The 19,287-nt window shown below is 69.3% G+C and carries 17 protein-coding genes; 14 read left to right on the top strand and 3 right to left on the bottom strand.

Features of this window, described 5'->3' with window-relative positions:
• The gene (locus L1081_RS01855; protein ID WP_021008462.1) at positions 1-771 is read right to left on the bottom strand and encodes a GntR family transcriptional regulator; all 771 of its coding nucleotides are present in this window, start codon (positions 769-771) and stop codon (positions 1-3) included.
• A 125-nt stretch (positions 772-896) separates the two neighbouring features.
• Here L1081_RS01855 and L1081_RS01850 point away from each other — a divergent pair, with 125 nt between their 5' ends.
• From L1081_RS01850 to L1081_RS01830, 5 genes are read left to right on the top strand one after another with little or no spacing between them, the layout of a single operon-like run.
• Positions 897-1,178 (top strand): UxaA family hydrolase, encoded by a 282-nt coding sequence (locus L1081_RS01850; protein ID WP_015866594.1) that lies wholly within the window; start codon positions 897-899, stop codon positions 1,176-1,178.
• A gap of 53 nt (positions 1,179-1,231) precedes the next feature.
• Positions 1,232-2,407 carry a UxaA family hydrolase gene (locus L1081_RS01845; RefSeq protein ID WP_489414933.1) on the top strand — a complete coding sequence of 392 codons (1,176 nt, stop codon included), beginning with the start codon at positions 1,232-1,234 and terminating at the stop codon, positions 2,405-2,407.
• Between the two features lie 19 nt (positions 2,408-2,426).
• Positions 2,427-3,356, top strand: a complete 930-nt coding sequence (locus L1081_RS01840) for an NAD(P)-dependent oxidoreductase (protein ID WP_489414932.1) — start codon at positions 2,427-2,429, stop codon at positions 3,354-3,356.
• Positions 3,353-4,354: an Ldh family oxidoreductase gene (locus L1081_RS01835; RefSeq protein WP_489414931.1), complete on the top strand. Its 1,002-nt coding sequence runs from the start codon at positions 3,353-3,355 to the stop codon at positions 4,352-4,354. The genes L1081_RS01840 and L1081_RS01835 overlap by 4 nt, the downstream gene beginning before the upstream one ends.
• Positions 4,355-4,400: 46 nt before the next feature.
• Positions 4,401-5,393, top strand: coding sequence for a tripartite tricarboxylate transporter substrate-binding protein (locus L1081_RS01830; protein WP_489414930.1), 993 nt, complete (start codon positions 4,401-4,403; stop codon positions 5,391-5,393).
• On the opposite strand, the gene L1081_RS01825 is transcribed toward L1081_RS01830, so the two are convergent.
• Both L1081_RS01825 and xsc read right to left on the bottom strand, forming a co-directional pair.
• Positions 5,377-6,582: an acetate/propionate family kinase gene (locus L1081_RS01825; RefSeq protein ID WP_489414929.1), complete on the bottom strand. Its 1,206-nt coding sequence runs from the start codon at positions 6,580-6,582 to the stop codon at positions 5,377-5,379. The genes L1081_RS01830 and L1081_RS01825 overlap by 17 nt on opposite strands.
• On the bottom strand, positions 6,579-8,402 hold the full coding sequence (gene xsc / locus L1081_RS01820; protein ID WP_489414928.1) for a sulfoacetaldehyde acetyltransferase: 1,824 nt from the start codon (positions 8,400-8,402) through the stop codon (positions 6,579-6,581). Before xsc ends, L1081_RS01825 begins: the two co-directional genes overlap by 4 nt.
• A gap of 159 nt (positions 8,403-8,561) precedes the next feature.
• Here xsc and L1081_RS01815 point away from each other — a divergent pair, with 159 nt between their 5' ends.
• From L1081_RS01815 to L1081_RS01775, 9 genes are all read left to right on the top strand, one after another.
• A complete protein-coding gene (locus L1081_RS01815; RefSeq protein ID WP_489414927.1) occupies positions 8,562-9,398 on the top strand; it encodes an IclR family transcriptional regulator domain-containing protein in 837 nt (278 codons plus the stop codon).
• Between the two features lie 25 nt (positions 9,399-9,423).
• Positions 9,424-10,407, top strand: a complete 984-nt coding sequence (locus L1081_RS01810) for an AAA family ATPase (protein WP_489414926.1) — start codon at positions 9,424-9,426, stop codon at positions 10,405-10,407.
• Complete coding sequence (locus L1081_RS01805) at positions 10,404-12,155, top strand: cobaltochelatase CobT-related protein (RefSeq protein WP_489414925.1); 1,752 nt, start codon at positions 10,404-10,406, stop codon at positions 12,153-12,155. Before L1081_RS01810 ends, L1081_RS01805 begins: the two co-directional genes overlap by 4 nt.
• Positions 12,156-12,568: 413 nt before the next feature.
• Entirely contained in the window at positions 12,569-13,381 is an 813-nt protein-coding gene (locus tag L1081_RS01800) for an IclR family transcriptional regulator domain-containing protein (RefSeq protein ID WP_489414924.1), read from the top strand.
• Entirely contained in the window at positions 13,378-14,370 is a 993-nt protein-coding gene (locus L1081_RS01795; RefSeq protein ID WP_489414923.1) for a tripartite tricarboxylate transporter substrate-binding protein, read from the top strand. The genes L1081_RS01800 and L1081_RS01795 overlap by 4 nt, the downstream gene beginning before the upstream one ends.
• An 18-nt stretch (positions 14,371-14,388) precedes the next feature.
• A complete protein-coding gene (gene sauS, locus L1081_RS01790; RefSeq protein ID WP_489414922.1) occupies positions 14,389-15,828 on the top strand; it encodes an acylating sulfoacetaldehyde dehydrogenase in 1,440 nt (479 codons plus the stop codon).
• A gap of 2 nt (positions 15,829-15,830) precedes the next feature.
• The gene (locus L1081_RS01785; protein WP_489414921.1) at positions 15,831-17,351 is read left to right on the top strand and encodes an AMP-binding protein; all 1,521 of its coding nucleotides are present in this window, start codon (positions 15,831-15,833) and stop codon (positions 17,349-17,351) included.
• 61 nt (positions 17,352-17,412) lie between these two features.
• Positions 17,413-18,216 (top strand): TSUP family transporter, encoded by an 804-nt coding sequence (locus tag L1081_RS01780; protein WP_489414920.1) that lies wholly within the window; start codon positions 17,413-17,415, stop codon positions 18,214-18,216.
• 51 nt (positions 18,217-18,267) lie between these two features.
• Positions 18,268-19,287 (top strand): DUF2272 domain-containing protein, encoded by a 1,020-nt coding sequence (locus L1081_RS01775; protein ID WP_489414919.1) that lies wholly within the window; start codon positions 18,268-18,270, stop codon positions 19,285-19,287.

The raw sequence follows: 19,287 nt of genomic DNA, 5'->3' as shown, positions 1-19,287 counted from the left end.
TCAGGCCGGCCGCGACAGCAGGTGCACGTACTCGTACTGCGCCGTGTTGATGGTCGACACGCGGTACTCCACCGGCTTGTCGCCGAAGGTGAGCGCGGTACGCCGCACCTCCATCACTGGTGCGCCCGGCGCCACGCCCAGGATGCGCACCACGCTGCGGTCGGCCGCCATCGCGCGTGCGCGCTCGCGCGCCAGCGTCACGGTGATGCCGAACTCGGTCTGGTAGAGGTGGTAGATGGTGCTCGGCCGCTCGCGAAAGCGCTTCTCGGTCAGGCCCTTGAAGAGCAGCGCCGGCAGCGTGAGCCGGTCGTGGATCACCGCCCGGCCCTGCAGCAGCAGCCGGTTGTCGATCTGGATGGCAGGCTCCCCCGTTCGCAGGCCCAGCGCCTGCGCGGGCTCCTCGTCCATGCGCACGCGCTCGAAGGCGACAAACTCCACCTGCGGCGCCTGCCGCAGGCCGTCGCTGCGCTCCACATGGAAGAACTGGAACATGAAGCGGTCGTCGTTGTGCACCGCAACGAAGGTGCCGCGCCCCTGCCGCCGCACGAGGATGTGCTCGGCCACCAGGTCGTCGGTGGCGTGGCGTAGCGTGCCGATCGACACGCCGAGCGCCGCCGCCAGCTCGCTCTCGCTCGGCAGCACGCTGCCGGCTGCGCAGCGCCCCGACTCGATGGCGCGCAGCAGCGAGCGCTTCACGAGCCGGTAGAGCGGCGCGCCCGCCGACTCGGCGGGAATCGGTTCGAACGCGGAGATGTCTGTCGAGCGGGGCATGGCGCATTGTGGCGGCCGCATTGCGATTCATTCAAGTCATTCATATGACCTGTTTGACACGCGGAGACGCGCACTCGGACACTGGCCCGGCTGCAAATTCTCAGCGACTCAAACAGGAGACAACGATGATTCATTTCGTTCTGCACGACGCGAAGGACACGGTCGCGGTCGTGGTGGTGGAAGGCGTCAAGGCCGGCATGTCGCTCAGCGGCTGGATCATGGACGAGGACCGCATGACCAGCGTCGACGCGCGCCAGGACATCCCGATCGGCCACAAGGTCGCGCTGAAGGACATGGCGCCCGGCGACACGGTGTGGAAGTACGGCATCGACATGGGCAAGGTGGTCGCGCCGATCAAGGCCGGCGAGCACGCGCACGTCCAGAACATCAAGACCAAGCGCTGGTAAGGCCCTGTCCCGCTTCGCGAATTCCACATCACCCACGAATCCGAAAGAACCGCATGTCCATCATTTCCAAAGACACCACCTTCCTCGGCTACCGCCGCGAAAACGGCCGCGTCGGCGTGCGCAACCACGTCATCATCCTGCCGCTGGACGATCTCTCCAACGCGGCCGCCGAAGCGGTGGCCCACAACATCAAGGGCGCGCTGGCCATTCCGCATCCCTATGGCCGCCTGCAATTCGGCGCCGACCTGGAGCTGCATTTCCGCACGCTGATCGGCGCGGGCTGCAACCCGAACGTGGCGGCGGTCGTCGTCATCGGCATCGAGGACAGCTGGACGCAGAAGGTGGTCGACGGCATTGCCGCCACGGGCAAGCCTGTGGCCGGCTTCGGCATCGAGGGCCACGGCGACCACGACACCATCCTGCGCGCGAGCAAGGTGGCGCGCGAATTCGTGCAGGCCGCCAGCGAGAAGCGGCGCGAGCCCTGCGGCATCCACGAGCTGTGGGTGTCCACCAAGTGCGGCGAGAGCGACACCACCTCGGGCTGCGGCTCCAACCCCACCGTGGGCAACGCCTTCGACAAGCTCTACGAGACCGGCAACACGCTGGTGTTCGGCGAGACCTCCGAGATCACCGGCGGCGAACGCATCGTGGCCGACCGCTGCCGCACGCCCGACGTGAAGGAGCGCTTCATGTTCATGTTCAACCGCTACCAGGACATGATCAACCGCCACAAGACCAGCGACCTGTCGGACTCGCAGCCCACCAAGGGCAACATCGCGGGCGGCCTCACGACCATCGAGGAAAAAGCGCTCGGCAACATCCAGAAGATCGGCAAGAAGTGCATGGTGGACGGCGTGCTCGACAAGGCCGAGGTGCCCACCGGGCCGGGGCTGTGGTTCATGGATTCGTCCAGCGCGGCGGCCGAGATGGTGACGCTGTGCGCCGCATCGGGCTACGCGGTGCACTTCTTCCCCACGGGCCAGGGCAACGTGATCGGCAACCCGATCCTGCCGGTCATCAAGATCTGCGCCAACCCGCGCACCGTGCGGCTCATGAGCGAGCACGTCGACGTCGACACCTCGGGCCTGCTGCAGCGCGAAATGACGCTCGACCAGGCTGGCGACCAGCTGCTCGAATGCATGCTGCGCACCGCCAACGGCCGGCTCACCGCGGCCGAAGCGCTGGGCCACCGCGAGTTCGTGCTGACGCGGCTGTACGAGTCGGCCTGACGGCGCCCGCGCAAGCATCATGAAGCGGATAGTGATTGCGGAGTTCATGGACGCCGCCGCGGTTGCGCAATTGCGCGAGCGGCACGACGTTCTCTACGACGTGGCGCTGGTGGACGACGGCGCCCGGCTCTACCAGGAAGCGAAATGGGCCCACGCGCTCATCGTGCGCAACCGCACGCAGGTGCGCGGCGAACTGCTGGATGCACTCACGCAGTGCACGGTGGTCGGCCGCCTGGGCGTGGGCCTGGACAACATCGACGTGGCGGGCTGCGAAGCGCGTGGCATTCGGGTGATTCCGGCCACGGGCGCCAATGCACTGAGCGTGGCCGAGTACGTGATTGCAAGCGCCATGCTGCTGCTGCGCGGCGCCTACGGTTCCACCGCCGCGGTGGCCGCGGGGCGCTGGCCGCGCAGCGCGCTGTCGAACGGGCGCGAGCTGGCGGGCAAGACGCTCGGGCTGGTCGGCTTCGGCGCCATCGGGCAACTGACGGCGCGACTCGCGCAGGCGCTCGGCATGCGCACGGTGGCCTTTGACGCCATGATGGACGGCAGCCACCCCGCCTTCGGCGCAACCGGCACGCAGCCGCTGGGCCTCGACGCGCTGGTGGCGCAGGCCGACGTGGTGAGCCTGCATGTGCCGCTGGTGGACGGCACGCGCAACCTCTTCCATGCGCCGCGCATCGCGGCCATGAAGGGCGGCGCGGTGCTCGTCAACACCTCGCGCGGCGGCATCGTCGACGAAGCCGCCGTGGCGCTTGCGCTGCGCGAAGGCCGGCTCGGCGGTGCGGCGCTCGACGTGTTCGAGGCCGAGCCGCTCGCGGCCAGCCCGCATTTCGACGGCTGCCCCAACCTGCTGCTGACACCGCACATCGCGGGCGTGACGGCCGAGTCGAACGAGCGCGTGAGCAGCCTCATTGCGCAGAAGGTGCTGGAGGCGCTGGAACCATGACGACGATGAGTCTTCCGCAAGCGCGCGATGCCGTGGCCGCGGCACTGCGCACTGCCGGCGCGAACGAGGCAATGGCGGCGGCTGCCGCGCGCGCGCTGGTGCTGGCCGAAGCCCAGGGCCTGGGCTCGCACGGCCTCGCCCGCGTGGCCCAGTACGCCACGCACCTGCGCAACGGCCGGGTGAATGGCGACGCAATGCCGACACTGCGCCGCCAGAAAGGCGCGGCGGCGCTGATCGATGCGCACGAAGGCCTGGCCTTCGCTGCCTGCGAGATGGCCGTTGCCGAGGCCATCGGCCGCGCGCGCGACTTCGGCATTGCGATTGCGGGCGTCACGGACAGCCACCACTGCGGCGTGGTGGTCGACCACTTGCGGCCGGTGGCCGAGGCCGGCATGGTCGGGCTCGGCTTTGCCAACTCGCCGGCCGCGATGCCGGCGGCCGGCGGGCGCCATCCCGTCTTCGGCACCAACCCGGTGGCAGCGATCTTCCCGCGCCGCGGTGCGCTGCCGCTCGCCATCGACCTGAGCCTGTCGGAAGTGGCGCGCGGCAAGGTCATGGTGGCCGCGAAGCAGGGCAAGTCCATACCGATCGGCTGGGCCGTCGACCGCCACGGCCAGCCGACCACCGACGCGCAGGCCGCGCTCGAAGGCTCGATGCTGCCCATCGGCGCGGCCACCAGCCCCAAGGGCGCGATGCTGGCGCTGGTGGTCGAGCTGCTGGTCACGGCGCTGATCGGTGCGCAGTTCGGCTTCGAGGCATCGAGCTTCTTCGAGGATGCCGGCAACCGGCCGCGCATCGGCCAGGCTTTCATCGTCATCGACCCCGGCGCGCTCGCGGGGTCGGCGAGCTACCTCGACCGGGTCGAGGCGCTGGTGGGCGAGATGCTGCGCGACGACGGCGTGCGCCTGCCCGGCGCGCGACGCGAGGAACTACGGCTGCGCGCCGAGGCGCAGGGCATCGAGGTGCCCGAGGCGCTGCTCGCGCAGTGGCGAAGGTAGGCGCCGGCCAGCGTCAGGACCCCACACAACAACAGGAGACAACACGATGAAACGACGCGAATGGATGCAGGGGACCGCCGCCCTGGCTGCGGCGGGATCGCTGGGCGCGCTCATGCCGATGCTTGCCCGGGCGCAAGGCGGCGACTACCCCAAGCCGGACGCCACGCTGCGCTACGTGGTGCCCTTTCCGCCGGGCGGCCTGACGGACGTGATGGCGCGGCAGATCGGCCAGCAGCTGGGCGAGCGCTGGAAGGTCAACGTGCTGGTGGACAACCGGCCCGGCGGCAACGGGCAGATCGGCGCCGACCTCGTGGCCAAGGCGCCGCCCGACGGCAACACGCTGCTCGCGGTCACGCTGACGCATGCGGCCAACGTCACGCTGTTCCCGAAGTCGCCGTTCAGCTTCCAGAAGGACCTGCGGCCGGTGGCGCTGCTGGCCGGCAGCCCGATGCTGATCGTGGTGCCCGTGGCCAGCCCCATCCAGGACATGAAAGGCCTGGTCGCAGCGGCGAAGGAGCGCAAGCTCAATGCGGGCTCCAGCGGCAACGGCACGCCACCCCACCTGACGCTCGCGCTCTTCAACGACCTCAACAAGTCCAACATCCAGCACGTGCCCTACAAGGGTGGCGCGCCGTGCATCACCGACCTCATCGGCGGCCAGCTCGACGTGGTGTTCTCGAACATCCCGGAGTCGATCGCGCATGTGAAGGGCGGCAAGCTGCGCGCACTTGCCATCGCCAGCAAGGACCGCTACCCCTTGCTGCCCGAGGTGCCGACCACCGCCGAAGCCGGCATGCCCGCGCTGCAGGTCGAGAACTGGACCGGCATGATGGCGCCCGCCGGCATGCCCGACGCCGCGGTGCAGAAGCTGGGCGCGGAGGTGGTGAAGATCCTCGCGCAGCCCGGCCTCGATGAACGCATGCGTCAGCAGGGCTTCGTGATCGATGCGCGCGGGCCGGACCGCTTTGCGCCCTTCCTGGCCGACGAGATTGCGCGCTGGGCGCACGTCATCAAGGCGGCGGCTATCCAGCCTGGTTGAGCCGCAGCAGCCGCGCGGTGTGGCGTGCGATCACGGCCTCTTCGTCGGTGCGCAGCACCCAGGCGCTGACGGGGCTCTCGGGCGTGGTGAGTTGCGCCTTGCCCGCGCGGTTCGCCTGCGCATCGACGCGAAGGCCGAGCCAGCCGCACTGCGCAAGGATGCGCTCGCGCAGTGCAGCGGCGTTCTCGCCGATACCGCCGGTGAACACGATGGCATCCACGCCGCGCAGCGCCGCAGCCAGCATGCCCATGTGCTGCACCACCTGCTCGACGAAATGCGTGATGGCTTCGGCGGCGGCGGGCGTGGCCGAAGCCTCGAGCTCGCGCATGTCGCTGGAAATTCCCGACAGCCCGAGCAGCCCCGATTCGCGGAACAGCAGCTTCTCCACATCGTCCGCCGACATGCCCTGCGAGCGCATCAGGTACAGCACCACGGCCGCATCGAGGTGCCCGCAGCGCGTGCCCATGGTGAGGCCGTCGAGCGGCGAGAAGCTCATCGTCGTGGCGACCGACCGGCCCTCGGCCATGCCGCACATCGATGCGCCGTTGCCCAGGTGCGCGACGATCACGCGCTGCTGCGCGAGCTGCGGCGCCAGCTGCGCGAACTGCGTCACGATCGATTCGTAGGACAGGCCGTGGAAGCCGTAGCGCCGCACGCCCGTATCGTGCAGCGCGCGCGGCAGTGCGAAGCGGCGGTTGACATCAGGCTGGCTGGCATGAAAAGCGGTGTCGAAGCAGGCCACCTGCGGCACGCCATCGAAAGCCTTCACGGCGGCACGCACGCCCGCGAGGTTGTGCGGCTGGTGCAGCGGCGCAAGCGGCTCGAGCGCAGCCAGTTCGGCAAGCACCGCATCGTCGATGCGCACCGGCGCCACGAAGTTCGCGCCGCCATGCACGATGCGATGGCCTACCGCCGCGATGCGGCCGCCATCGCCCTGCCGGGCATGCCATTCGAGCAGCGCGGCAAGCGCACCCTGGTGCGAGCGGCTGTCGCCTTCCAGCGCCGCGTCGTGCAGCGTGCGGCCTTCGGCATCGCGCACACGCAGCCGCGCCTTCAGCCCCGCGCCCAGGCCATCGGCCTGGCCCGACCAGCAGGCGGCGGGCAGCGCACCGTTCTCGCCCGGCGCCGCGAACAGCGCCACCTTGATCGACGACGACCCGGCGTTCAGCGTGAACAGCGATTCGCTCAAACGTAATCCTTGTACTTGTCGAGGAAGCGCACCGGCTTGGCCAGCGCATCGCGGCGGAACGGATCGCCGAGCTCGCGGGTGCACATGATCTCGATCACGCAGGTCTTCTTCTGATTCATCTGCATGTCGATCGCCTTCTTGAGCGCGGGGCCCACGTCTTCGAGCCTGTCGACCACGATGCCTTCGGCACCCATGGCCTTGGCAATGCCCGCGAAGCTCTCGCTCTCGAGCTCGCCCGCGACGAAGCGGCGGTTGTAGAAGTCGACCTGGTTCTTCTTCTCGGCGCCCCACTGGCGGTTGTGGAAGACCACGGCCGTCACCGGAATGTCGTGCCGCACGGCGGTCATGATCTCGACCATGCTCATGCCCCAGGCGCCGTCGCCGGCATAGGCCACGGCCGGGCGGTCGGGTGCCGCGCACTTGGCGCCGATCATGGTGGGCAGCGAGTAGCCGCAGTTGCCGAAGCTCATCGGCGCGAAGAAACTCCTCGGCTCCTCGAAGCGCAGGTAGCTGTTGGCAATGGCGTTGATGTTGCCGATGTCGGTGGAGACCATCACGCGCGGCGGCATGGCCTTCTCGAGCTCGCGCAGCACCTGGCGCGGGTGCAGGTAAGTGCCGCCGGTGGGCGTCTTCTCGCCCTTGGCCTCTTCGATGGCGTCGAGGCTGAAGGGGTCGCGCTCATGGGTCCACTCGTCGAGTTCCTTTTCCCACGCGGCCTTCTCGGCCTTGATCTTGTCGGCGCGCTGGGCCTTGGTGGCGTCGCAGGCCAGGGTCTTGCCCTGCAGGCGCCTGAGCAGTTCCTTGGCCGTGGCCTTGGCATCGCCGTGGATGCCCACGGTGATCTTCTTCACGAGGCCAAGGTTGGTGTGGTCGGCCTCCACCTGGATGATCTTCGCGTCCTTCGGCCAGTAGTCCATGCCGTGCTGCGGCAAGGTGCCGAAGGGGCCCATGCGCGAGCCGAGCGCGAGCACCACGTCGGCTTGCGCGATCAGCTTCATCGCGGCCTTGGAGCCCTGGTAGCCCAGCGGGCCCGCGGCAAGCGGATGGCTCGCGGGGAACGAGTCGTTGCGCAGATAGCCGTTGGCCACGGGTGCGCCCAGGCGCTCGGCCAGGGCCTTGCATTCTTCGACCGCATCGCCCATCACCACGCCGCCGCCCGAAAGAATCACGGGAAACTTCGCCGAAGCCAGCAGCTCGACGGCCGCGTTCAGGCTCATCTCGCCGCCCGCGCCGCGCTCCACGCGCATGGGCTTCGGGATCTCGGTGGTGATCTCGCCGTAGAAATAGTCGCGCGGAATGTTGAGCTGCGTCGGGCCCATCTCGGAGATGGCGCGGTCGAAGCAGCGCGCCGTGTACTCGGCCATGCGCTTGGGGTTGTTCACATGGCCTTGGTACCTGGTGAACTCCTGGAACATCGGCAGCTGGTTGGCTTCCTGGAAGCCACCCAGGCCCATGCCCATGGTGCCGGTCTCGGGCGTGATCATCACGACCGGGCTGTGCGCCCAGTAGGCGGCCGCGATGGCCGTCACGCAGTTGCTGATGCCGGGGCCGTTCTGGCCGATCACCACGCCATGGCGGCCCGAGACGCGCGCATAGCCATCGGCCATGTGGGCGCCGCCCTGCTCGTGCACCACCGGGATCAGGCGGATACCGGCGGGCGCGAAGATGTCCATCGCGTCCATGAAGGCCGAGCCCATGATGCCGAAGATGTCGGTCACGCCGTTGGCGACCATGGTTTCGACAAAGGCCTCGGAGGGCGTCATCTTCTGCACGCCGGCGACGGCTTCGCGGGTGGGTGCGGCGGGTTGCTTCTGGCTCATGGAAGGCGTCTCCTGAAGGGGATGGGGCGGTCTGCGGTTTTCAAAAGACGGAACGGGTTGTTCCGAATTTTTCTTCGGGGGAATATAGGTCGGCAAGTCCTCGGCGTCAAACAATTTACAAAAATCGGTACGTCTTGTCTTGATTTTTGTAAAAAGACTATGATCCGGCCCATGAAGATCGTCAAGGGGCCCACGCCCGAAACTCTGGAGCCGGCGCCGGGCGATACGCCCACCATGCGCCTGTTCGGGCTGCTCGAAGTCATGGCCGCCAAGGACCAGCGCTACTCGCTGCAGGGCCTGGTGGAAGAGACCGGCATGCCCAAGCCCACCCTGCACCGCATGCTCCAGCAGCTCGAAGGCGCAGGCCTGCTGCAGCGCGAGGGCGACGGCCGCCACTACGGCATCGGCACGCGGCTGCGGCGGCTGGCCGAGAACCTGCTGCTCAACGACAGCCTCCACGGTGCACGCCATACGGTGCTGCGTCAACTGGTGGAAGAGATCGGCGAGAGCTGCAACCTCACCGCGCTCTCGGGCAGCGAGGTGGTGTACCTCGACCGCGTGGAAACCGCCGCGCCGCTGCGCTTCTACCTGCACTCGGGCTCGCGCGTGCCGGTGCACTGCTCGGCCAGCGGCAAGATCTTTCTCGCGCAGATGAGCGCGGCGCAGCGCCGCCGCCTGCTGTCCAACGCGCCGCTGGAGCCCTACACGCCCCGCACGCTCACCGACCCCGAGGCGCTCGAAAAGGAAGTGCAGCGCGTGCGCAAGGACGGCTTTGCCATCGACAACGAAGAGTTCCTGCCCGGCCTGCTGTGCATTGCCGCGCTGGTGCCTTCCGGCGACGACGGCCCCTCGAACCTGTGCATCGCGGTGCAGGCGCCGGTCATGCGGCTCGATGCCGCGAAGGCGAAGGCGCTGCTGCCCGCCCTGCAGCGCGCCGCCCAGGCGCTGAGCCGCATCGATGCCGATGCGGGCACCACCAGCCGCGCGCAGGCCTGATCCACTCCATTCTGGAAAGCCCATCGTGACCGACATCGCAGACCTTCGGCCCGACCGCATGCTGAGTGTGCGCGAGGTGTTCGGCATCGACACCGAGCTGCAGGTGCCGGCCTTCAGCGAACGCGACGACCACGTGCCCGAGGTGGATGCGGTCTACCGCTTCAACCCCGACGTGACGCTCGCCATCCTCGCGGGCTTCATGCGCGACCGGCGCGTGATGGTGCAGGGGCTGCACGGCACCGGCAAGTCGAGCCACATCGAGCAGGTGGCGGCGCGGCTGAACTGGCCCTGCGTGCGGCTGAACCTCGACGGCCACATCAGCCGGCTCGATCTTGTCGGCAAGGACGCGGTGGTGCTGCGCGAAGGAAAACAGGTCACCGAGTTCCAGGAAGGCATCGTGCCGTGGTCGCTGCAGCGGCCGGTGGCGCTGGTGTTCGACGAATACGACGCGGGCCGCCCCGACGTGATGTTCGTCATCCAACGCATCCTGGAGCGCGACGGCAAGTTCACGCTGATGGACCAGAACAAGGTGCTGAAGCCGCACCCCTTCTTCCGGCTGTTCGCCACCGCCAACACGGTGGGCCTGGGCAACCTCAACGGCCTGTACCACGGCGCGCAGCGGCTCAACCATGCGCAGATCGACCGGTGGAACATCGTGGCCTCGCTCAACTACCTGCCGGCCGATGAAGAGATCGCTATCGTGCAGGCGCGCGTGCCGTCGCTGGCGGGCGATGCGGGCCGCGCGCTGGTCGCATCGATGGTGGCCGTGGCCGATCTCACGCGCAAGGGCTTCGCGGCGGGCGACCTCTCGACGCTGATGTCGCCGCGCACCGTGATCACCTGGGCCGAGAACGTCGAGATCTTCAAGGACCCGGCGCTCGCGTTCCGCCTGTCCTTCGTCAACAAGTGCGATGACGCGGAGCGGCCGCTCGTGGCCGAATATTTTCAGCGCTGCTTCGACCAGGAACTGAAGGAGTCGCACCAGCTGTCGTCGGGACCGCGCGAATGACCGAGGCGCCTGCCCCCGCTACCGCATCTGCCAGCGCCATGCAGCGCCGCGTGCGGCAGGAGGAGCAGGTGGCCGAACTCTGCGCGGGCGTGGTGCGCGCGTTCAGCGGCGAGCGCGAGCTGCACTTTCGCGGACGGCGACTGCATCGCGGCCGCGTGGCGCTGCCGTGGTTCGCGCCGCACCTGCATCCCTCGCCCGAGACCGACGACTTCGCCTCCTTCCGCGGCGTGGCCGATGGATTGGCGCTGCGGCTCACGCTGTCCGATGCCGCGCTGCACGAAAGCCTGCGGCCCGAAGAGCCGGTCGAGCGCATGCTGTTCGAGATGCTCGAGCAGTTTCGCATCGAAGCCATGGCGCCCGAGATCATGGCCGGCATGCGGCGCAACCTGCGGCACCGCCATGAACAGTGGTCGCTGGCCTTCCACCATTCGGGGCTGACCGACACCGCGCGCGGCCTGCTGCTCTATGCCGTGGCGCAGATCTGCCGCGCCCGCGTGAGCGGCCAGCAGGTGGTGGAAGAAACCGAGGACATGCTCGAAGCCACGCGCTTTCACCTTGCGCCGCTGATCGGCCACGCGCTCGCGGGCCTGCGCCGCGACCGCGCCGACCAGGCTGCCTATGCGGTGCACGCGCTCGCCATCGCGCGCACCGTCGCCGCGATGCTGCACGAGGCCGGCGAGGACAGCAGCGACGCGCGCGACCCGCATGTGGACGACAAGCGCAGCGTGTTCATGCTCGTCGCCGACATGGACCGCGAGATCATCGAGCGCTTCACCACCGCCGAGTCAGGCCGCAGTGAGGTGCTCGACGGCGCGGGCGGCGCCTACCGCGTCTTCACCGCCGCCTACGACCGCGAGCACGACGCCGCCACGCTGGCGCGCAAGGAAGTGCTCGTCGGCCACCGCGAAAAGCTCGACCGCCGCATCGCCGCGCAGGGCGTGAACATCGCCCGCCTTGCGCGCGAGCTGCGTGCGCTGCTGTCCGACCCCACGCGCGACGGCTGGGACGGCGGCCAGGAAGAAGGCCTGGTCGATGGCCGCCGGCTCGCGCAGCTGATCGCCTCGCCGACCGAGCGCCGCCTGTTCCGCACCGAGCGCATGGAGCCGGTCGCCGACTGCATCGTGACCTTCCTGATCGACTGCTCGGGTTCGATGAAGGAGCATGCCGAATCGGTCGCGATGATGGCCGACGTGTTCGCGCGCGCGCTCGAGCAGGCCGGCGCGGCCAGCGAGGTGCTGGGCTTCACCACCGGCGCCTGGAACGGCGGCCGTGCGCAGCGCGAGTGGGTGCGCGCCGGCAAACCAGTTCACCCCGGCCGCCTCAACGAGCGCTGCCACATCGTCTTCAAGGCCGCCGCCACGCCCTGGCGCCGCGCGCGCCCCGCGATGGCTGCACTGCTGAAGGCCGACCTGTTCCGCGAAGGCATCGACGGCGAGGCGGTCGACTGGGCCTGCGCGCGCCTGCACCAGCGGCCCGAGGCGCGCAAGCTGCTGCTGGTGATTTCCGACGGCTCGCCGATGGACAGCGCCACGCATCTGGCCAACGACGCGCACTACCTTGACCACCACCTGCGCGACGTGGTGGCGCGGCAGGAACAGCGAGGCGACGTCGAGATCGCGGGCATCGGCGTCGGACTGGACCTGAGCCCGTACTACAGCCGCAGCCATGTGCTGGATCTTGCGACGTCTACGGGCAACACGATCTTCCGCGAAGTGATTGATTTGATGGCGGGGCGGCACAGGCGCTGATTGACTGTCTGCGGTCTATCGGCGCGCTGTTCAGGGCGCGCTCCCGCCGACGGGGTACCTTGCTCCGCGAATGTCCTCCGGCCTGCGGCCTCCCCCTTGATTTCGCTGCGCAAGGCACCCCATCGACGGGAGCGGTGTTCAGAGCGGTCGTTGATCAGAGATGCGCAACGAGCGTGCCCTCGTGCACAGGGCATCGGGTGCTCCCCGCAGCGAAATCAAGGAGGAGGCCGAAGGCCGGGGGACATTCGCGGAGGGGAGTACCCGGTGGCCTGTGAACGCGCCCTGAAAAAAGGCAAAACCTGAAACGTTTAGAACTACATCCAAGTCCCCGATTGACAAAGCGGACGATCAGTCCAAACATTGCGTCTCATATCCAGGAACAACGTTCCAATATTTGGAACATTCGGAGCCTCATGGATTCCACCCTCGCCAAAGGCCTTGCCGCCATCGAATGGATGACGCGGCAACAGCGCGACTGCCGCGTCACCGACCTGGCCCAGGCCTTCGGCATGGCGCGCAGCAATGCGCACCGCACGCTGCAGACGCTGGTCGATTGCGGCTGGGCCGTGCAGGACCCGGGCACCAGCGCCTACCGCCCGAGCCTGCGCCTGTTCGAGCTGGGCGCGCTGGTGTCCGAGGCCACCGACATGGGTTCGCTGCTGCGGCCGCACCTCGCGGCGCTGGCGCAGCAGACCGGCGAGACCATCCATCTTGCAGTGCTCGACGGCGCCGAGATCGTCTACCTCGACAAGTTCGACAGCCCCCTGCCCGTGGCCGCCTATTCGCGCATCGGCGGCCGGGCCGCGGCGTATTGCGTGGCCTCGGGCAAGGCCCTGCTTGCCGCAGCTGCGCCAGACCTTTCCGCGCTGCACGAGCGCCTCGGCACACTCGCGGCGCATACGAAGAACAGCATCACCGACTTCGATGCCCTTCTCTCGGAACTCGAACGCACACGCGTTCGCGGCTACGCGGAAAACCGCGAGGAATGGCGCCTCGGCGTCTGCGGTCTCGGCGTGCCGGTGTTCAACGCGCGCGGCGAGGCGGTCGCGGCCGTCGGCATGAGCGTGCCTTCGATCCGCTTCGCGCGGACGCAGGCGCGCGGACTGGCCGACCGCCTGATGGCCTGCGCGCGCGACGCGAGCGTCACGCTGGGCTACCGGGCAAGCCCGGTGCCGGCCTCGGCGCCGCTGCCGGCATCCACCACAAGGAGAAGGAGACTCGAATGAAGCTGTTGTTCCCCGCCCCCTGGCTGCGCGCCGCGCTACTGGCGGCCGCCACCCTGGCCATACCTTTTGCCGCACAGGCGCAAAACGGCACCGACTATCCGAACAAGCCGATCAGGCTCATCGTTCCGTACCCGCCCGGCGGCGGCACCGACGTGATCGCGCGCATCGTGCAGGAGCGCTTCTCGACGCTGCTCGGCCAGCAGGTGCTCATCGACAACCGTGGCGGCGCGGCCGGCTCCATCGGCACCGAGATCGTGGCCAAGGCCGCACCCGACGGCTACACGGTGCTGTTCACGCTGTCTTCGCACACCATCAACCCGGCGATCTACACCAAGCTTTCGTTCGACACCGCGAAAGACTTCGCGCCCGTGGGCCTAGTGGCCTCGCTGCCGCAGATCCTGGTGGCCAACACGCAGTTCGCACCCAACACGGTGGCCGAGCTGGTCGCGCTCGCCAAGGCCAAGCCGGGATCGCTTTCCTTCGCCTCGGTGGGCAACGGCTCGCCCGGGCACCTGGCGGGCGAGCTGCTGAAGCTGCGCACCGGCACCCAGATGACGCACATCCCCTACCGCGGCGGCGGCCCGGCTGTGACCGACGTGATGGGCGGGCAGGTACCGCTGCTGTGGGTGTCGATTCCCGCAGCCGCGCAGTTCGTGAAGGCCGGCAAGCTCAAGGCGCTGGCGGTGTCGACCACCAGGCGCAGCGCCGCCTTCCCCGATGTGCCCACGATGCAGGAAGCGGGCATTGCCGATTTCGACGTCGACTCCTGGTACGCGGTGTTCGTGCCTGCGAAGACGCCGCAACCCACCATCGACAAGCTCAACCGCGTGATCAACACGGTGGTCAAGGAACCGGAGATCCGCGACAAGCTGCTGGCACAGGGCAGCGAAGGCGTCGGCGGCACGCCGGAGCAATTGGGCAAGGTGGTGGCAACGGAACTCGTGCGATGGCAGAAGCTCGCCAAGGAAGCCAGCATCAAGGTGGATTGACCCGCAACAGGCAGACCCATGGAAAACTCATCCGCACCCTCTTCCCCCATCGCCGAGCTCGTGGCGCGCGCCCGCGCTGCGCAGCGCATCTACGAAACCTGGTCGCAGGAGCAGGTCGACACCGCCGTGGTGGCCGCGGGCTGGGCCATCATCGAGCCGGCGCGCAACCGCGAGTTGGCCGAGCTGGCGGTGGCCGACACCGGCGTGGGCAATGTCGAAGACAAGGTGCGCAAGAACCACCGCAAGACCTTCGGCCTGCTGCGCGACCTGCGCGGTGCGCGCTCGGTGGGCGTCATCTCGGAAGACCCGGCACGCGGCATCGTCGAGATCGCGCGGCCCGTGGGCGTGGTGTGCGCGGTCACGCCGTCCACCAACCCCGGTGCCACGCCGGCCAACAAGATCATCAACGCGCTCAAGGGGCGCAACGCAGTCATCGTGGCGCCATCGCCCAAGGGCTGGTCGACGGCGGCGCGGCTGATCGAGTTCATCCATGCGCAGTTCGACCGCATCGGCGCGCCGCGCGACCTGGTGCAGCTGCTGCCCTCGCCGGTCAACAAGCAGTCGACGGCCGAGCTGATGCGCCTGTGCGACCTGGTGGTGGCCACCGGCTCGCAGGCCAACGTGCGTGCGGCCTACGCCAGCGGCACGCCGGCCTTCGGCGTGGGCGCGGGCAACGTGGCGGGCATCGTCGACGAAACGGCCGACGTGAATGCGGCAGCCGACCGCATCCTGCTGTCGAAGACCTTCGACAACGCGACCAGCTGCTCGTCGGAGAACAGCCTGGTCGTCGTGGACGCGGTGCGCGCCCAGATGCTCTCGGCGCTGAAGGACCGCGGTGCATTCATGCTCGCGGCCGCGCAGAAGGCCACGCTGCAGTCGCTGATGTGGCCAGAAGGCAAGCTCTCCGCCGCCGTCATCGGCCAGTCGGCGCGCGTGATCGCCGAGCGCGCGGCGGCCCTCGATGGCGCCAACCGCGAGGGCTGGCTGGCCATTGCGGCGAGGGACCCGCGCATCCTCATGGTGGCCGAGGACGGCGTGGGCCACGAGCATCCGTTCTCGGGCGAGAAGCTGAGCCCGGTGCTCGCGATCTATTCGGCACGCGACTTCGATGAAGCCGCCGCTACCGTCGAGCGCATCTACGCCTACGAAGGCGCGGGCCATTCGGTCGGCCTGCACAGCACGGTGCCCGAGCGCGCATTGACGCTCGGCCTCACGCTGCCGGTGTCGCGCGTGATCGTCGACCAGGCGCACTGCATTGCCACCGGCGGCAGCTTCGACAACGGCCTGCCGTTCTCGCTGTCGATGGGCTGCGGTACCTGGGGCAAGAACAACTTCTCCGACAACATGACCTTGCGGCACTACCTGAACATCACGCGCGTGTCGCGGCCGATTCCGGAACGGGTGCCCAGCGAGGACGATATCTTCGGCGCCTTCTTCGCCGAATACGGTGCGGGCTGAATGTGGCGGCCTCCACCGTTCATGAACTGATCGAGCTGCAGGCGGCGGCAGGGCCGCAGGCGGTGTATGCGCTTTCCACCGAGAGCGGGCGCAGCAGCATCGGCTTTGGCGAACTCGCGCGCGGCTGCCGCACGGTGGCGGCGGTGCTGCACGCGCATGGCGCGCGGCCGGGCGACACGGTGTCGGTGGTCATGCCCAACGGCCTGCAGACGCTGCGCCTGCTGCTCGGCGCCATGCATGGCGGCCTGTGCGTGAACCCGGTCAACCTGCTGTCGCAGCCCGAGCAGATGCGCTATGTGCTCGCGCATTCGGATTGCCGCGTGGTCTGCGTCGCACCCGAGTGGGAAGCACGCGTGCGCGCGATGCTCGAAGGCATCGGCCGCCCGGTCGAAATGCTGGTGGCCGGCCCCGACGCCGATGCCCTGCCGGGCGAGGCGCAGGCAACGCCCTTGCATGAGGTTGCCCCACCTGCTGCCGGCGACGTGGCCCTGCTGATGTACACCTCGGGCACCACCGGCATGCCCAAGGGCGTGATGCTCACGCAAGGCAACCTCGCGGCCAACGCGCATGCGATCAGCGCCGAGCACGCGCTGCAGCCCGCCGACCGCGTGCTGGCCGTGCTGCCGCTCTATCACATCAACGCCTTCGCCGTGACCATGCTCGCGCCGCTCGCCCACGGCGGCAGCCTCGCGATGCCGCCGAAGTTCTCGGCCGGGCGCTTCTGGGAACAGGCGGCAGGCACGCAGTGCAGCTGGATCAACGTGGTGCCCACCATGATCTCGTACCTGCTCGAAGGCGAAGAGCCGCCGCGCGCGCAGACCGCTGCCATCCGCTTTTGCCGCTCGGCATCGGCCGCGTTGCCGCCGGAGCACCACCGCGCCTTCGAGCGGAAGTTCGGCATCGGCATCGTCGAGACCATGGGGCTCACCGAAACCGCGGCGCCGTCCTTCTCCAACCCGCTCGAACCCGCGCTGCGCAAGCTCGGCTCGGTGGGCCGCGCCTCGGGCTGCGAGGCCCGCGTCATCGACGCCGCGCTGGCCGAGGTGCCCGACGGCAGCACTGGCGAGCTGGCCATTCGCGGCCCCAACGTGATGCGCGGCTACTACAAGAACGAGGAAGCCACCCGTGCGAGCTTCACGCCCGACGGATGGCTGCGCACCGGCGACCTCGGCCACCGCGATGCCGATGGCTTCTTCTTCGTGACCGGCCGCATCAAGGAGCTGATCATCAAGGGCGGCGAGAACATCGCCCCGCGCGAGATCGACGAGGCGCTGCTGCGGCATCCTGCCGTGCTCGAGGCCGCGGCGGTGGGCGTGCCCGACCGCCACTACGGCCAGGAGATCGGCGTGTGCATCGTGCTGCGCGACGGCTGCGCCTGCACCGAAGACGAGCTGCGCGCCTTCAGCGCCGAGGCGCTCGGCCGCTACAAGGCGCCGGGCCACTACCGCTTTGTCACGGACCTGCCGCGCGGGCCTTCCGGAAAGGTGCAACGGCTGAAGCTGCTGCCGCTGTTCGAAGCATGAGCCGCCGCCCGGCCGTTCCGAAGACGGCTCGCACCGCAGCGCGCAGCGCGGAGGTCATTCGGTGACGCCGGCGGAACTGCTGGTGCCGCCGCTGGCGCCGGCGCTGCTCGCCTACAGCCTCTGCGTGGTGTTCGCGGCCGGCGTGGTGCGCGGCTTCGCGGGCTTCGGCTTCTCGGCCGTCACGGTGGCGGGGCTCTCGCTGGTGGTGTCGCCCGCGCTCGTGGTGCCGGCCATCTTCATGCTCGAGATCCTCGCGAGCCTGAGCCAGCTGCGCGGCATTGCGCGCGACGTCGACCTGCCCTGGCTCGGCTGGCTGATGCTGGGCAACCTGCTGTTCATTCCACTCGGGGTCGCGTTGCTGGCCTGGCTGCCCGAGACGCCGCTGCGCCTGCTGATCGGCGCGCTGCTGATGGCCGCCGCGCTGCTGCTGCGCGCGGGCACGCGTGCCACGCTCGTGCCCACGCGCGCGGTGCGCTTCGCGGCCGGACTGGTCTCGGGCTTCATCAACGGCGTGGCGGCCATCGGCGGCATTGCCATTGCGGTGCTGCTGAGCACCACTGCGATGGCACCCGCCGCGCTGCGCGCCACCATGATCGCGCTGCTGCTCTTCAGCGACGTGGTGTCGCTCGCCAGCGCCGCACTCATGCCCGCGGCCGCGCATGCATCGTCGGGTCACCTGCTCGGAGCCGGCACGCTCAAGTGGGCGCTGTGGCTCGCGCCCGCGATGCTGGCCGGCATCTGGTGGGGCCAGCGCTCGTTCAAGGGCGTGTCGCCCGCGCAGTTCCGCCGGCATGTGCTGAACCTGCTGGTGGCGCTGGCGGCGGTGAGCGTGGCGCGCTCGGTGGTCTCGCTGGCAACGGCCTGACCGGCAGGATTCCGCACGGCAAGGCCCCGCCCTGGCTATGCTGCGCGCGACATGCTGACTTCTTCATTCTTTGCCGCGCCGCCGGCACGCACGCTGGCGGTGGCCACGGTGCTGCTGTTCGCATCGGCAGGTGCCGCCGCCGAATCGGCCTGCCTGGACACCGTAATGCGGACGCCGCCCCCGCGCGCCTTGGCGATGGCCGCCGCCGCACAGCGCGAGCACTTGGCCTTCGGCGCACAGACGATGGACGCCGAAGGCCGGCTCGTCGAGTCCGGCCGTTCCGAGGCCGAGGATGCGCGCTCCGCGCTCGCCGCCCCCGCGCCCTGGCAGCGCGTGCTCGGCTACTGGGAGGCGGTGGCGCAGCCCCGCACCCCGCTGCCTTCGCTGGTGCGCTTCGGCGCGCTGCGGCCGGCCGACCGCACGTTGCTGCTGCAGGCGCTCAACCAGGCGAGCGCCTCGCACCTGCGGGGGCTGGGCGTGGGGCCGGACCAGGGCCTCGACGCGGCCGAGCTGCGTGCGATGGCCACCGCGGTCAACCGCGTGGCGGCCATCGACACGCCATGGTCAGCGGCCTTCGTGAGCTGGCTCGCTCAGCAGGCGGGGCTGGGCGCGGACGAGTTCGCATTCTCGGAAGCGCATGCGGACTACGCGGGCGCCGCCTGGCAGGCCGGCGCGGCCGAGGCGGCCGGGCGCGAGACGCGCTACGCGATGCGCGCCTGCGACCTCGCGCGCACGCCGCCGCGCGTGGGCGACCTGGCCTGCCACACGCGCGGCGCCGCATCGGAGCTCGACAGCTTCGAAAGGATCGGCGCCGTGCTGGCAACGCGGGCCACGGGCGGCGAGGCGCTGCCGATGCATTGCGACGTGGTGGTGAAGGTCGACGAGCGGGGCTTCGACACCATCGGCGGCAACGTGCTGCAGTCGGTCACGCGCAGGCGGCTGGACTTCGCGGCCGGCACACGGATGCTCGATCCCAGCTACCTGCCCGCCGGCTGCACCATCGGCGCGGCGGGCTGCACCGACCGCCACATGAGCTGGCAACCATGGTCGCTGCTGCTGCAGTGGCGTTGA

The organism is Variovorax sp. MSC1_012 (assembly GCF_023667525.1).
GTDB classification, from domain to species: domain Bacteria; phylum Pseudomonadota; class Gammaproteobacteria; order Burkholderiales; family Burkholderiaceae_C; genus Variovorax; species Variovorax beijingensis_B.
The sequence above is the reverse complement of the archived record's forward strand: the minus strand, read 5'-3'. Positions and strand labels throughout refer to the sequence as shown.

Excerpts from the sequence above, each read along its gene's own strand:
- L1081_RS01855 (WP_021008462.1), bottom strand. The coding sequence starts at position 771 with ATGCCCCGCTCGACAGACATCTCCGCGTTCGAACCGATTCCCGCCGAG.
- L1081_RS01850 (WP_015866594.1), top strand. The coding sequence starts at position 897 with ATGATTCATTTCGTTCTGCACGACGCGAAGGACACGGTCGCGGTCGTG.
- L1081_RS01845 (WP_489414933.1), top strand. The coding sequence starts at position 1,232 with ATGTCCATCATTTCCAAAGACACCACCTTCCTCGGCTACCGCCGCGAA.
- L1081_RS01840 (WP_489414932.1), top strand. The coding sequence starts at position 2,427 with ATGAAGCGGATAGTGATTGCGGAGTTCATGGACGCCGCCGCGGTTGCG.
- L1081_RS01835 (WP_489414931.1), top strand. The coding sequence starts at position 3,353 with ATGACGACGATGAGTCTTCCGCAAGCGCGCGATGCCGTGGCCGCGGCA.
- L1081_RS01830 (WP_489414930.1), top strand. The coding sequence starts at position 4,401 with ATGAAACGACGCGAATGGATGCAGGGGACCGCCGCCCTGGCTGCGGCG.
- xsc (WP_489414928.1), bottom strand. The coding sequence starts at position 8,402 with ATGAGCCAGAAGCAACCCGCCGCACCCACCCGCGAAGCCGTCGCCGGC.
- L1081_RS01815 (WP_489414927.1), top strand. The coding sequence starts at position 8,562 with ATGATCCGGCCCATGAAGATCGTCAAGGGGCCCACGCCCGAAACTCTG.
- L1081_RS01805 (WP_489414925.1), top strand. The coding sequence starts at position 10,404 with ATGACCGAGGCGCCTGCCCCCGCTACCGCATCTGCCAGCGCCATGCAG.
- L1081_RS01800 (WP_489414924.1), top strand. The coding sequence starts at position 12,569 with ATGGATTCCACCCTCGCCAAAGGCCTTGCCGCCATCGAATGGATGACG.
- L1081_RS01795 (WP_489414923.1), top strand. The coding sequence starts at position 13,378 with ATGAAGCTGTTGTTCCCCGCCCCCTGGCTGCGCGCCGCGCTACTGGCG.
- sauS (WP_489414922.1), top strand. The coding sequence starts at position 14,389 with ATGGAAAACTCATCCGCACCCTCTTCCCCCATCGCCGAGCTCGTGGCG.
- L1081_RS01775 (WP_489414919.1), top strand. The coding sequence starts at position 18,268 with ATGCTGACTTCTTCATTCTTTGCCGCGCCGCCGGCACGCACGCTGGCG.